We start from the raw sequence: 12,911 nt of genomic DNA on the forward strand, positions 1-12,911 counted from the left end.
GGCGATGGGCAAGCCAACAAGCCGTCTGACAGCCTTCATGTTCTCGCCCATACCCTGCTCCGTGTGATGGCTACTTGAACAGAAGCGTAGCCAATCATCCCAACGCTAGCACCCGTAGAAGGTGGCATTTCTGACAAAAATCAATGATCGCGATTCGCCAACCGTGAGACCCATGGATTGGCACTCAAGCCATGTAGTAGAACACTGAGTAAAACGGTACAGGCCGCAACGGCCACCAAGGTACGGCTGGCTTGCAGAGGGTAGTCCAGGATCATTATGGCGAAGACGATACTTGCCAAGCCTCGCGGGCCGAACCATCCGATGAACAGGCGGGTTTCGAAATCGAAGCCGGTGCCTGCCAGGCTGATGAGCACAGGCAGTATGCGAATCACGGTGAGACTGAGCACTGCATACAGCCAGATGTTCCAGGTGAAACTGCTCCAGGCCCAAGGGATCACCAGTGCGCCGAATACGACCCAGGTTATGACTGACAGCAGACTGGCGAACTCTTCGCTGGCCTTGAGCAACTGATGCTTCTGCTCTGTAAATAAATAGCTGGCGAGCAACCCTCCGACGAACGAAGCGATAAACCCGCTGCCGCCTGATGCTTGCGCTGTGGCAAAGCAAAGAATGGCTAACCCGGGCAGGGTCAATTGTGACCACATGGGTGTTTGCCAACGGTGTTTTCCAGAGTAACGCTGCAACAGCCACGCGCCAAACGTAAGGGCGACACCCGTGATTGCACCGATGCCCAGTTCCTCGATAACCAACTCCAACGCCAGCGAGAGGGGAGATTGAGTCTGCTCTTCGACCAACAGGGCCAGGAACATCAGTAGCACCGGAACGCAGATGCCATCATTCAACCCGCTCTCCACGTTTAAACCTTCACGCACAGACGCAGGGACCTTGGGGTTGCTCACAACAGCCTTGCCCAGCGCAGCATCGGTTGGCGCCAGAAGAGTTGCCAGTATTGCCAGTTCAACCAGGGGGATCTGCGGGAACAGCCAGATACCGACCAGCCAACCGCTTAGCATGGTCAGTGGCAGTCCTATCATTAACAAGCGCAGCGGCAATCCTTCATGCGCTCTTAGAACTTTGAGGTCGGCGTTGGCTGCATCGCTGAAGAGAACAATCGCCAATGTCAGTTCCGCCAGGATTTTGAGGCCGTCCTTGTTAATCCGGGGCTCGAGAATACCCAGATACGCCGGACCGAGAATCAGGCCGGCGAGCATGAACATGAGAGGTCCATTGAGCAGGCGTGACTCGAAACGCCCAGCAAATATGCTGTAGATCAGAAGGAAAGCGGCGAGCAGGGCTAAGTTCTGATACATGGTGACTTGCCTGTCCAGGTTGATGCGGCAGCAATGGCAGCATGGCGATGCTGACGCGGTGTCTAAAGCGCAGAAAGACAGATCATTTCAGATGTTCGGGTTTGACCGAGTCTCCCGATGTCATTCCTGGCTGGACCCTGACATCTTCGAAAATCACCGGTCATTGAACCGACTCCAATGCAACCCGTGCACCTGGCCGTAGTTTTCCGGGAGCTTCAGACATGAGTGACTCGAATGCAGGAGAAGACGTAAAGCAGGTTGAGTTCACTGGTTGTTGTGTCATCTGATTTAAATCAATCTATGACCAGATTCCATTCCTGAACTATTACCAACATCGTGTCTGCCTGGATCTTTAGGCGATACCCGTCGCCATTACCCAGGAACTCCTGACAAAGAATCAGGCCTGCAGGATGATTGAACGGGTCATGAAACAGGCTTAACTCGAAAGCCCTGAAAGGGGGCGGCTCGTCACACCGCCCAAGAAAGTCTGGCGACAGAGCACATTGATCTATGCGCTTGAGTGCCCGACGCGATGGTTATCGGTTAAATCGCTCGACCAACGAGTACTGAGTGTTAGCGGTCTGGGTTAATTCCTTGCTCAGCTCTGCCGAATGCCTGGCTTGTTCCGATGTCTGATCCGCCAAATTGGCAATGGTCGTGATATTGCGGCTGATTTCCTCGGCCACGGCGGTTTGTTCCTCGGTCGCAGCGGCGATCTGGGTGGTCATATCCGTGATGTTCGCGACGGCCTCACTGATACCGACTAATGCCTTATCGGCCTCAAGCACCCACGCCACGCCTTCTTCGGCCTGGCGTTGACCGCTTTCCATGGTTTTCACCGCGTTGTTGGACGAGACCTGCAGCTTGGAAATCAGCCCATGGATTTGCGTCGTGGACTCCGTCGTGCGCTGCGCCAACTGGCGCACTTCATCGGCGACCACCGCAAAGCCTCGGCCCATGTCGCCGGCTCGCGCGGCTTCGATGGCGGCGTTCAGCGCCAGCAGGTTGGTCTGGTCGGCAATGCCCTTGATGACATCGACCACTGTGCCGATGTCATTGCTGTCCTTGGCCAGTTGCGCGACTGTCAGCCCGGTTTCACCCACCACCACCGAGAGGCGCTGAATGGCTTCGCGGGTGTCCCGGGCCACGTCGCGTCCGCGTCCGGTCAACACATTGGCTTCCTGGGTAGCGTCGGCGGTGCGCTGGACGTGGCTGGCGACTTCCTGTGTGGTGGCCGCCATCTGATTGACCGCTGCCGACACCTGCTCGGTCTCGACCCGTTGGCGGTCAAGCCCACGGGAACTGTCGGCGGCGAGGCCGTCGGATCGGCCGGCCAGGCCGGTCAGTTGCTCTGCCGTATCCTGCAGCCGGGTGAGGCACGTCTTGAGCCGGGAGGCCTGACTGACAAACGCCGTTTCAAGGCGTGCCTGGGGGCCACGTTCGTCGCTGTACATTTTGGCCAGCAACGCGTCGCAGGTGGAGGCTTCAGCCATTTCCAGCAGTTGCAGCGCGCCGCGGTTTTGGCGACTCGACACCCACAGCCCGAGCGGCACCGATACGCCGACAGCCAGGATGATCGCCTCTGACATGCCGAGGAACACGCCGCCCAATGCACCCACCAGGCCCATGGTCAACACCGGCAGCCAGGCGAACAGGGCGGGTTGCCATTGATCACTGGCCGGGACGGCCGACTTGCCCAGGCTGATGCGTTTATAGAGGGTTTCGGCGCGACGGATCTGCTCGGCCGTCGGCTTGACCCTGACCGATTCATAGCCCACAACCTCACGCCCCTCGAAAATCGGCGTGACGTAGGCGTTCACCCAGTAGTGGTCGCCGTTTTTCGAGCGGTTCTTGACGATGCCCATCCACGGCTTGCCAAGCTTGAGCGCGCCCCACATATGGGCAAAGACGGCCGAAGGAACGTCGGGGTGACGAACGATGTTTTGAGGCGCGCCGATCAGGTCGGCCTTGTTGAAACCGCTGATTTCGACGAAGGCGTCATTGCAGTACGTGATGACGCCCCGCGCATCCGTTGCCGAGATGAGTTTTTGTTGAGGCCCAAGGGTGACCTCGCGCTGTGTAACTGGTTGGTTGTTTCTCATCTGTATTGCTCCTATGCCCTAACGTAGGGGCATCGGCTGCAATATGAGAAAGGTTAATGAGTCATTCCAAAAGGGGCGGTCATTCGTCCGAACGCCTGCAATCTGATACTGTTTTTTTTGTTGGATCTGAGCCTTTTTTTAGTGAGTCGGTGCTCTATAGAGTGCGCGTCCGACGCACTAGAGGACAGTGATCGGCCGCCCACTATTTCTGGCTCTCTGAAGACCGGACGACCTCGAGAGTCTTCAGGAGCCACCATGAATACTCGTCCGAGCTTGCACAGCAAGACATTCCCAGAGTCGCAACGTGACATTCTCGGCATGATCGCGACCGATCATCATCTCAGCGACATACTCTGCGCTATCTGCCAGATGCTCGACGCACAGGCCCCCGAAACCGTCTGCTCGATCCTGCTCACTGATGCCGAGGGCAGACACTTGCTGAGCGGCGCGGCGCCCGGACTGCCAGCCGAGTACAACGAGGCGATTCATGGAATGGCCATTGGTCCACAGGAAGGAACCTGCGGCACCGCAGCGTTCCGGCGCGAGCTTGTGGTCACCGAAGACATCGCCCGGGACCCGAACTGGGAGCGTTTCCGCAGCCTGGCGCTGGGGCATAACCTGCGTTCCTGCTGGTCGGTGCCGTTGCTCTCCCATCAAGGAAACGTGTTGGGTACATTTGCCCTGTACCAGAACCGCGCCCATGCGCCGGACGAGGCGCAGATTCAACGATTGGCCTTTGCAGCCCAACTGGCAGTCATTGCGATCCGCCGCGAACGTGACGGCCAACGTCTGGAGGAAAGCGAACAACGTTTTCGATCATTGTTCACCTACAACCCCAACCCGGTGTTCGCCCTCGATCTGGCCGGCAACATCCAGAGTGTGAATCCGGCAGGCCTGAAGCTGAAACCGCACACCGCAACCGATTTCCTCGGTCATCACTTTTCCCGCCTGTTGCTCGAAGAAGACCTGGAACGGGTCAGTCAGCATTTTTCCGCAGCCCGCGCTGGAGAGCCTCAACGCTTCGAGGCACGGCTTCTCGACGAGAGTGATAAATTGCTGACCATGGACATTTCCAACCTGCCGATCATGGTCAACGGAGAGATCGTCGGGGTATTTGGCATAGCCCGAGACATCAGCGAGCAGAAGCATTTCGAGCGCCAATTGAGCTTCAACGCCAGCCATGACCGCCTGACCGGTTTGCTTAACCGTGTTTCGCTTGAAGACCGGCTTATGCTGGATTGTCACATCAGTCGTCGGCGCAAGCGTCGTCTGGCGGTGATGTGCATTGATCTGGATGGATTCAAATCCATCAACGATTCGATCGGGCATTACTTCGGCGATCAGGTGCTGATTGAGGTGGCGCAGCGTATGACCCAGCAGGTTCGCCCCGGCGATACCATCGTGCGCATGGGCGGTGATGAATTTATCGTTCTATTGCCGGACCTGCTTCGTGATGAGGATGTTGTACCGGTGGCTGAGCGATTGATGGCCAGCATTGCCAGACCCTACTGCGTTCAGGGCATGGACCTGCACGTGAGTGCAAGTGTCGGTATCACACTGAGCGATGGCTACCTCGAACAGCCGATGCAGCTGATCCAGCAGGCTGACATGGCCATGTACAAAGCCAAGCAGCAGGGACGCAACAACTTTCAATGGTACACCAGCGATCTTAATCAGCGCGTTTGCGAGCACGCGAGCCTGCGTAATGACCTGCAAAAGGCTATCGAAACACAGTCGTTGAAGTTGCATTATCAACCGCAGATAGAAGCGCGCACGGGTCGGGTGGTCGGGATCGAAGCGTTGCTGCGCTGGGAGCATTCGGAAAAAGGGTTTATCTCCCCAGCGGTGTTTGTGCCGGTGGCCGAGGAAAGTGGTCAGATCATCCCGCTGAGCCTTTGGGTACTCGATACGGCTTGCGCGCAGTTGCGTCAGTTGGGCGAGCAGGGCATCAAGGGCATCTCGATGGCCGTGAATATTTCGCCGATGCATTTTCAGCGTGGCGATTTCGTCCAGTGTGTCCAAGCCATCCTGGAAAAACAGGGTCTCAGTGGTGAACAGTTGGAACTGGAGATCACCGAGTCGCTTCTGTTACATAACGCTGAACAGGCGGTCGACGCGTTGCACCGGCTCAAGGCCCTGGGTGTACGCATCGCGCTCGATGATTTCGGCACCGGTTTTTCCAGCCTCAGCTACCTCAAGCGTTTGCCCATCGACAAGATCAAGATTGACCGCTCGTTCATCCAGGAAATCGCCACCGACCATCACGATGCTGCGATCACCCAAGGCATAATTTCCATGGCCCATCACCTCAGCCTGACGGTGGTCGCCGAAGGTGTGGAAACGGCGTCTCAGGTGGATTTCCTGAAGGGCAGTCGCTGCGATGTTTTCCAGGGGTATTACTTTGCCAAACCGATGCCCTATGCAGAAATCGAAGCGTTCCTGAGCCATCCCGCGTCCCATACCTGACCGCCAATCCTGTCGGGTCCCAGACCTGAAAATCAGACGCTAAGGCAAATTTTCAGACTCCAGCGCAGAACTCCCTCTCCCCAGGCAAGGCGCTCCCTGCGCCTTTCTCACACACTCGGCTCTAACGCTATCGCGCTGCACAACAACAAGAGCCGCGAAAAATATGACCAGTTTCCAGCCTGCTACAAAAAGCCAGACCGGCCACATCGGCGCCCGTCAGACCCGTGTCGAGGACGCCGCATTGTTGCGCGGTCTCGGCTGCTATGCCGATGACGCTGCGATCCCTCCGGGAACGCTGCACGCGGCGATCATCCGTTCACCCCACGCTCATGCGCGGATCACCTCGGTGGACTTTTCCAAAGCGCTGCTGATGAAAGGCGTGCACGGCGTGCTGGTCGGCGAAGACGTCAAACGCTGGGCGCTGCCGTTTCCGGTGGGTGTGCGTCAGCCGATGGAGCACTGGTGCGTCGCCGTGGACAAGGTGCGCTATGTCGGAGAGCCGGTGGCCGTGGTGATCGCCGAGAGCCGCTATCTGGCCGAGGACGCCATCGAAGGTGTGCGCGTTGAATACGAGCCGCTGCCCCCAATCATCGACCCGGAACTGGCCACCGCCGAACAGGCGCCGATCCTGCACGAAGCAGTCGGCAGCAACGTGGTCAACGAACGGCACTTTCGTTATGGCGAGCCCGAGCAAGCGTTCGAGCAGGCGCCGCACAAAGTCTCGCTCAAAGTGAAGTTTCCGCGCAGTTCCTGCACACCCATTGAATGTTATGTGGTGCTGGCTCAGTACGAGCGCGCCACCGGCATTTATGACGTGCTGGCCAATTTTCAGGGCCCTTATGCGTTGCACACGGTCATGGCCAGGGCACTGAATGTGCCCGGTAACCGCTTGCGTTTACGCACACCGAAAGATTCCGGCGGCAGCTTTGGCATCAAGCAAGGGGTTTTCCCTTACGTGGTGATGATGGGCCTGGCGTCACGCAAGGTCGGTGCACCGGTGAAGTGGGTCGAGGACCGTCTGGAACATCTTCAGGGGGCTTCTTCGGCGACCAATCGGGTGACCGAAATTGAAGCGGCGGTAGAAGCCGATGGCCGCATCACCGCATTGCGTTATGACCAGATCGACGATTGTGGCGCCTACCTCCGAGCGCCCGAACCGGCGACGTTCTACCGCATGCACGGCAACCTGACGGGCGCCTACGCGATCCGCCATTTACAAGTGCGCAACCGAGTGGTGCTGACCAATAAAACCCCTTCCGGCCTGAACCGCGGTTTCGGTGGCCCGCAGGTATATTTCGCGCTGGAGCGGCTGCTGCAACACATCGCCGTGCAGCTGAAGCTTGATCCGTTGGACGTGATCCGCCGCAACCTGGTGCCGGCCGATGCCTTCCCTTATCGCGCGGCCGCCGGTGCGTTGCTCGATTCCGGCAATTACCAGGCAGGCATTGCCTTGGCGGCGGCTGACGGTGGACTCGACGAGTTGCTCGAACGTCGTGATCAGGCGCGTGCCGAAGGCCGGATCTACGGCATCGGTTATGCCGCCGTCATCGAGCCTTCGATTTCCAACATGGGATACATCACCACCGCGATGACACCCGAAGAGCGGCGCAAGGCCGGTCCGAAAAACGGCGCTGTCGCCACCGCCACCATCAACGTCGGCCCATTGGGTGACGTCAGTGTGCACGTGTCCTCGGCACCGCAAGGGCAGGGCCATCAAACCACCGTGGCGCAGGTCGTCGCCGAAGTGCTTGGGGTTGCGCTAGAATCCATCGTGGTCAACGTCGAGCTGGACACTCAGAAGGACGCTTGGTCGATTGCCTCTGGCAACTATTCCAGCCGTTTCGCCGGAGCGGTGGCCGGTGCCGTCTACAAGGCAGCGCTGAAGATACGTGATCGCCTCGCCGCGATTGCCGCCGAGCAATTGCAGGCCAGTCCCGAAGATATTCGTTTCGCGGGCGGCAAGATTTTTGTGGTCAATGGTGGGGCGGTAGCGCCATTCCATCGGATTGCCGGTGCGACCCATTGGTCGCCGGGCCTGCTGCCGGAAGGTGAAAGCGGCGGTCTGCGCGAAACCGCGTTCTGGAGCCCTCCGCAATTGGAGGCACCGGACGATCAGGATCAGGTCAATAGCTCGCTGTGCTACGGCTTTGTCTTCGACATCTGTGGTCTGGAAATCGACCGCATGACCGGCGAGATCCACATCGATCGCTACGTCACCTGCCATGACGCCGGCCGCCTGCTCAACCCGGCGCTGGTCGATGGCCAGATTCGGGGTGGCTTCACCCAGGGCCTCGGCGCGGCGCTGATGGAAGAATTCGCCTATGGCGAGGACGGAAGCTTCCTCTCCGGGACCTTCGCCGATTATCTGGTGCCGACCGCACCGGAAGTGATCGAACCGATGATCCTGCACATGGAAACGCCATCGCCATTCACCCCGCTGGGCGCCAAGGGTGTGGGCGAGGGTAACAATATGAGCACGCCGGTATGCATCGCCAACGCGGTGGCCGACGCCCTCGGTCGCTCGGACATCCGTCTGCCACTGACGCCATCGAAAGTACGTACGCTCATCGGCATCGACGAGCCGCCACGGCCCGCCGGTATGGAGGCCGATGACAACCTCGACGCAGCACCTGCCGGTGGACCGGCATTGCGGGCCAACGACTCGGTGGTGATTCCTGCTTCGCCGCAACAGGTCTTCGATACCTTGCTCGACCCGCAGACGCTGGCGGCGATCATTCCCGGTTGTCACGACCTCGTGCTTGAAGGCGAAAACCGTTACCGCGCAGACGTCACCGTCGGCGTCGGCATGATCCGTGCGCGCTTCGAGGCCAAGGTCGCCCTGAGTGATCTGGACCCACCGCATTCATTGCGTCTGTCCGGTTCCGGCAGCAGCTCGATGGGGTCGGCCCAGGGTCAGGCCAAGGTGCGTTTCGTCGAACTGGAAAATGGCCACACACGTCTGGAATACCAATACCAGGTGGCGGTCAGCGGCAAAGTCGCCGCGGTCGGCGGCCGAATGTTGCAAGGGGCCTCGAAAGTGATCATCGGACAAATCTTTACTCGACTGTCGCAACGGGTCAGCGGCCAAGCCATCTCCACCGGCTGGTGGGCGCGACTGCGGGCCTCGCTTGGCGCGCTGTTTGGCAAGGGAGGTGCGCAATGAAACCGGCTGCTTTCGATTACGTTCGGGCTGACACCCGTCGTCAGGTGGTTGAGTTGCTCGCCGAGTACGGCCAGGAAGCTCGCATCATCGCCGGCGGTCAATCGCTGATGGCGGTGCTGAACATGCGCCTGGCTCAACCCAAGTTGCTGATCGACATCAATCATGTGACTGAGCTGGCCTATATCGAACTGCGCAAGGATTGTCTGGCGGTAGGCGCCGGGGTACGACAGGCGCAACTGCTGGCGCGTTCGACCCTGATGGACGAGGTGCCTTTATTGGCACTGGCGATGCCCTGGATCGGTCACTTCCAGACGCGTAATCGCGGCACAGTCTGCGGTTCGGTGGCTCATGCCGACCCGAGCGCCGAGTTGCCGCTGTGCCTGGTGACGCTGGGCGGCGAGATCGTTCTCGAGTCGAAAAAAGGCAAGCGCATCGTCAAGGCTGCCGATTTCTTCCAAGGCATTCTCACCACCGACAAGCGTGCGGATGAACTGGTCGTCGAGGTGCGTTTTCCGCTCAAGCGCGAAGGCATCACCTATCGCTTCCGCGAAATCGCCATGCGCCACGGCGACTTCGCGATTGTCTCCCTGGCCGCGGCCATCGGCGCGGATCAGGTCGAGCTTGGCATCGGCGGGGTCGCCGACCGTCCACAACGTCGCAGCCTGCCTCGTGGTGCCGCGCTGCCGGACGCGCTCAATCAAACCGCCTGGTCGCTCGATGCACAAGACGACGTGCAGGCCAGCGCTGCCTATCGCCGCCAACTTATTCGCGAGCTGGGCCATCAGCTGATTGAAGGAGTCTGAACATGCGTGTAACTGCCGACCAAACCTTTCCGATTCGCCTGGAACTCAATGGCCGCTCCCGCGAAGCCCTGGCTGAACCGCGGACCCAACTTTGCGACTTTCTGCGCCACGACCTCGGTGCCACCGGTGTCCATGTCGGATGCGAACACGGTGTCTGCGGTGCCTGCACGGTGCTGGTGGACGGAGTCGCCATGCGTTCCTGCCTGATGCTCGCGGTACAGGGGCACGAGCGACGTATCGAGACCGTCGAGTCCCTGGCCGACGACGACACACTAAGCGACCTGCAACAAGCCTTTCGCCGTCATCACGCCTTGCAGTGCGGCTTTTGCACTGCGGGCATTCTCATGTCCTGCGTGGATTTCCTCGAACGGGTACCCAGCCCGGACGAGACCCAGGTACGCGACATGCTTTCGGGGCATCTATGTCGCTGCACGGGTTACACCGGCATCGTTCAGGCCGTGCTCGAAGTCGCTGCCCAGCGCCAAACGAACAAAGGGGTATAACAAAAATGTTCGATCTCGGACGCAGTTTCCTCGCTGCCGTTGAACGCCGCCCGCACGCCGTGGCGGTCAGTGACGGTGCGTTGAAGAAAACCTATGAAGAATGGTTCGTCGATATCCAGAGTGCCGCCTGGGGCTTGCAATGCCTTGGGCTGCAACGCGGTGATCGACTGCTGGTAGTGATGCAAAACCGCTGGCAGATGGCAACCCTGCATTGGGCGTGTCAGTTTGCGGGCATCGTCATGACCCCGTTGAACTGGCGTTCGACTGCCGAGGAACTGGGCTACTGCATCGAAGACGCGCAAATCCGTGCAGTGGCTTACGACGACGCGACCGTGACCGCCGTGGCCGGTTGCAGCGCCGCCACAAGGCTGCCACGGATCGCCACCGGTCTGCGTGCTGCCAACACCGACCTGAGTTTCGAGGAACTGTGTTCGCAGACCCCCTCCGGCATCATTTTGCAGGCCGACGCCGAAGATTTTTCACTGTTGCTGTACACCTCCGGAACCACCAGCAAGCCCAAAGGCGTACCGCGTCGGCACCGTAGTGAACGCGCCGCGGCGGTTGCCCACGTAGCGCAAAACCTCTACCGCCAGGGCGAGTGCACGCTGGGTGTCATGCCGCTTTACCACACCATGGGCGTGCGTTCGTTGCTGTCCATGGCGCTGATCGACGGACATTTTGTCTGTGTGCCGAAGTTCGATGTGGAGGCCACGCTGCAGGCCATCGAGCGGGAAAAGGTCAGCAACTTGTACCTGGTGCCGACGCTCTACCACATGCTCATCGAACACCCGGCCTTTGCCCGCGAGCGAGTCGCCAGTGTGGAGAAAATCGGCTTTGCCGGTGCACCGATGAGCGACGGTTTGATGCGTCGCGTCGAGCAGGCGTTCCAGCCGCAATTGTTCGTCAATCATTACGGCAGCTCGGAGATCTACACCTTCACCATCGACCAGCAAGCCAGCCGCAAACCCGGTTCGTCAGGGCGCAGTGCAATGAACCAGCGCGTGCGCGTGGTGCCGATCGATGCTGAAACGGTGGATGTGCAGGTCAACCCAATGGAGGAGGGCCAGATCATCGCCGACCTGGCGAGTGACGAGGCGTTCGAAGGCTACCTCAATCGCCCCGAAGCGAACGCCAAGGCATTGCGTGACGGGTGGTATTTCACCGGGGACATCGGCTACTTCGATCTGGAAGGCGATCTGTTCGTCACGGGTCGTGTCGATGACTTGATCATCACCGGCGGCGAAAACGTCAGCCCGGCGGAAATTGAAAACATGCTGTCGCTGCACCCGGCAGTGGAAGAAGTGGTGGTGGTCGGTCTGCCCGACGAGCAGTGGGGCAAGATCATTGCCGCGTTTATCAAGCTGCGCGCCGAAGTCTCGGAATGCGACCTCGATGCCCATTGCATCGCTTCGGGCCTGGCGAAATTCAAGCGGCCACGGCGTTACCACTTCATCGATCAGATTCCCAAATCTCCAGTGGGCAAGGTGCTGCGGCGCGTGCTGCTGGCCGAATTTCAGGAACAGGCCTTGAAGGCCATCAGCTAATCATCCAGAGGACACTCCCATGCAACAACAAGCGATCCAGCAATTTCTCGACACGCAGTTCGATGGCTTCCAGGTTGAAGTCGATGCGTCCCGCGAGCGCGCTGACATCATCCTCAACCGGGCGCCGTTGAACGTTATTTCCATGGGCCAGCGCGATCAACTGCGCCTGGTCTTCGAAGCCCTCGATGCACACAAAGACGTGCGCGTCATCGTGCTGCGCTCGGTGGGTGAACACTTCTCCAGCGGCGGTGACATCAAGGGCTTCCTCGAAGCGTCGCCGGAGCACGTTTCGAAGCTGGCCTGGAACGTTGCGGCACCGGCACGTTGCGAAAAACCGGTGATCGTTGCCAACCGTGGTTACACCTTCGGCGTCGGTTTCGAGCTGTCCCTGGCCTGCGATTTCCGCATTGCTTCGCAAACCACTCGCTACGCCTTGCCTGAGCAGAACCTCGGTCAGATCCCGGGCTCGGGTGGCTCTGCGCGCCTGCAGAAAATCATCGGCATCACCCGCACCAAACACATGGTAATGCGCGCCAAACGCATCACCGGCGACCAGGCCTACGCCTGGGGTATCGCAACCGAGGTCGTGCCGGATACCGAACTGGAAAGCACCGTCGACGCGTTGGTCGATGAACTGCGGCGCTTCTCGCCGTTGGCTCAGCGCACGGCGAAAAAACTGATCAACGACAACGAAGATGCGCCGCTGACCGTCGCGATCGAAATGGAAGGTCACTGCTATAGCCGTTTGCGTAGCTCCAAGGACTTCAAGGAAGGCGTTGAAGCGTTTCACAGCAAGCGTACGGCCGTGTTTATCGGCGAGTAAATCGTACTGGCGAGCGGGCCCGGGAGTATGTTGGTAACAGCGTACGCCTTACGGAGCAGGGCCTGCCGCCCCTTCAATGCAACTGAAAGGGCACATCAAGGTTTCACCGCTGACCTGCTGATTACTCGCAACCCGTGCACCGGGATGCAGAACGTTCGATCACCGTTTGTGTGAGG

8 protein-coding genes and 1 pseudogene are annotated in these 12,911 nt (G+C 59.4%); 6 read left to right on the top strand and 3 right to left on the bottom strand.

Translation table 11 applies throughout. From position 1 onward, the window contains the following. Positions 1–140: 140 nt before the first annotated feature. The 3 genes and pseudogenes from B723_RS19675 to B723_RS34165 form a co-directional block, all read right to left on the bottom strand. Positions 141–1,331 carry a cation:proton antiporter gene (locus tag B723_RS19675; RefSeq protein ID WP_017338504.1) on the bottom strand — a complete coding sequence of 397 codons (1,191 nt, stop codon included), beginning with the start codon at positions 1,329–1,331 and terminating at the stop codon, positions 141–143. Positions 1,332–1,867: 536 nt separating this feature from the next. Continuing rightward, positions 1,868–2,959 carry a methyl-accepting chemotaxis protein gene (locus B723_RS19680; protein ID WP_425311825.1) on the bottom strand — a complete coding sequence of 364 codons (1,092 nt, stop codon included), beginning with the start codon at positions 2,957–2,959 and terminating at the stop codon, positions 1,868–1,870. A gap of 207 nt (positions 2,960–3,166) precedes the next feature. Beyond that, positions 3,167–3,433 (bottom strand): annotated as a pseudogene (locus tag B723_RS34165) (PAS domain-containing protein); the annotation flags it as partial. A gap of 255 nt (positions 3,434–3,688) precedes the next feature. Between B723_RS34165 and B723_RS19685 the strand changes: the two are divergent. The 6 genes from B723_RS19685 (at position 3,689) to B723_RS19710 (ending at position 12,735) form a co-directional block, all read left to right on the top strand. Beyond that, positions 3,689–5,899 (top strand): putative bifunctional diguanylate cyclase/phosphodiesterase, encoded by a 2,211-nt coding sequence (locus B723_RS19685; protein ID WP_017338506.1) that lies wholly within the window; start codon positions 3,689–3,691, stop codon positions 5,897–5,899. A gap of 163 nt (positions 5,900–6,062) precedes the next feature. Continuing rightward, positions 6,063–9,062, top strand: coding sequence for a xanthine dehydrogenase family protein molybdopterin-binding subunit (locus B723_RS19690; protein ID WP_017338507.1), 3,000 nt, complete (start codon positions 6,063–6,065; stop codon positions 9,060–9,062). After that, the gene (locus B723_RS19695; protein WP_017338508.1) at positions 9,059–9,865 is read left to right on the top strand and encodes an FAD binding domain-containing protein; all 807 of its coding nucleotides are present in this window, start codon (positions 9,059–9,061) and stop codon (positions 9,863–9,865) included. Before B723_RS19690 ends, B723_RS19695 begins: the two co-directional genes overlap by 4 nt. A gap of 2 nt (positions 9,866–9,867) precedes the next feature. Then, positions 9,868–10,368 (top strand): (2Fe-2S)-binding protein, encoded by a 501-nt coding sequence (locus B723_RS19700; protein ID WP_017338509.1) that lies wholly within the window; start codon positions 9,868–9,870, stop codon positions 10,366–10,368. 5 nt (positions 10,369–10,373) lie between these two features. Then, entirely contained in the window at positions 10,374–11,912 is a 1,539-nt protein-coding gene (locus tag B723_RS19705; protein ID WP_017338510.1) for an AMP-binding protein, read from the top strand. Between the two features lie 19 nt (positions 11,913–11,931). Next, entirely contained in the window at positions 11,932–12,735 is an 804-nt protein-coding gene (locus B723_RS19710) for an enoyl-CoA hydratase/isomerase family protein (RefSeq protein ID WP_017338511.1), read from the top strand. The last annotated feature ends 176 nt before the right edge of the window (positions 12,736–12,911 follow it).

Origin of the sequence: Pseudomonas fluorescens NCIMB 11764 (assembly GCF_000293885.2) — a bacterium.
Taxonomy (GTDB): Bacteria; Pseudomonadota; Gammaproteobacteria; order Pseudomonadales; family Pseudomonadaceae; genus Aquipseudomonas; species Aquipseudomonas fluorescens_B.

What these genes read in the sequence shown, in the direction of transcription:
- B723_RS19675 (WP_017338504.1), bottom strand. Translation starts at nt 1,331, where the DNA reads ATGTATCAGAACTTAGCCCTGCTCGCCGCTTTCCTTCTGATCTACAGC.
- B723_RS19680 (WP_425311825.1), bottom strand. Translation starts at nt 2,959, where the DNA reads ATGGGCCTGGTGGGTGCATTGGGCGGCGTGTTCCTCGGCATGTCAGAG.
- B723_RS19685 (WP_017338506.1), top strand. Translation starts at nt 3,689, where the DNA reads ATGAATACTCGTCCGAGCTTGCACAGCAAGACATTCCCAGAGTCGCAA.
- B723_RS19690 (WP_017338507.1), top strand. Translation starts at nt 6,063, where the DNA reads ATGACCAGTTTCCAGCCTGCTACAAAAAGCCAGACCGGCCACATCGGC.
- B723_RS19695 (WP_017338508.1), top strand. Translation starts at nt 9,059, where the DNA reads ATGAAACCGGCTGCTTTCGATTACGTTCGGGCTGACACCCGTCGTCAG.
- B723_RS19700 (WP_017338509.1), top strand. Translation starts at nt 9,868, where the DNA reads ATGCGTGTAACTGCCGACCAAACCTTTCCGATTCGCCTGGAACTCAAT.
- B723_RS19705 (WP_017338510.1), top strand. Translation starts at nt 10,374, where the DNA reads ATGTTCGATCTCGGACGCAGTTTCCTCGCTGCCGTTGAACGCCGCCCG.
- B723_RS19710 (WP_017338511.1), top strand. Translation starts at nt 11,932, where the DNA reads ATGCAACAACAAGCGATCCAGCAATTTCTCGACACGCAGTTCGATGGC.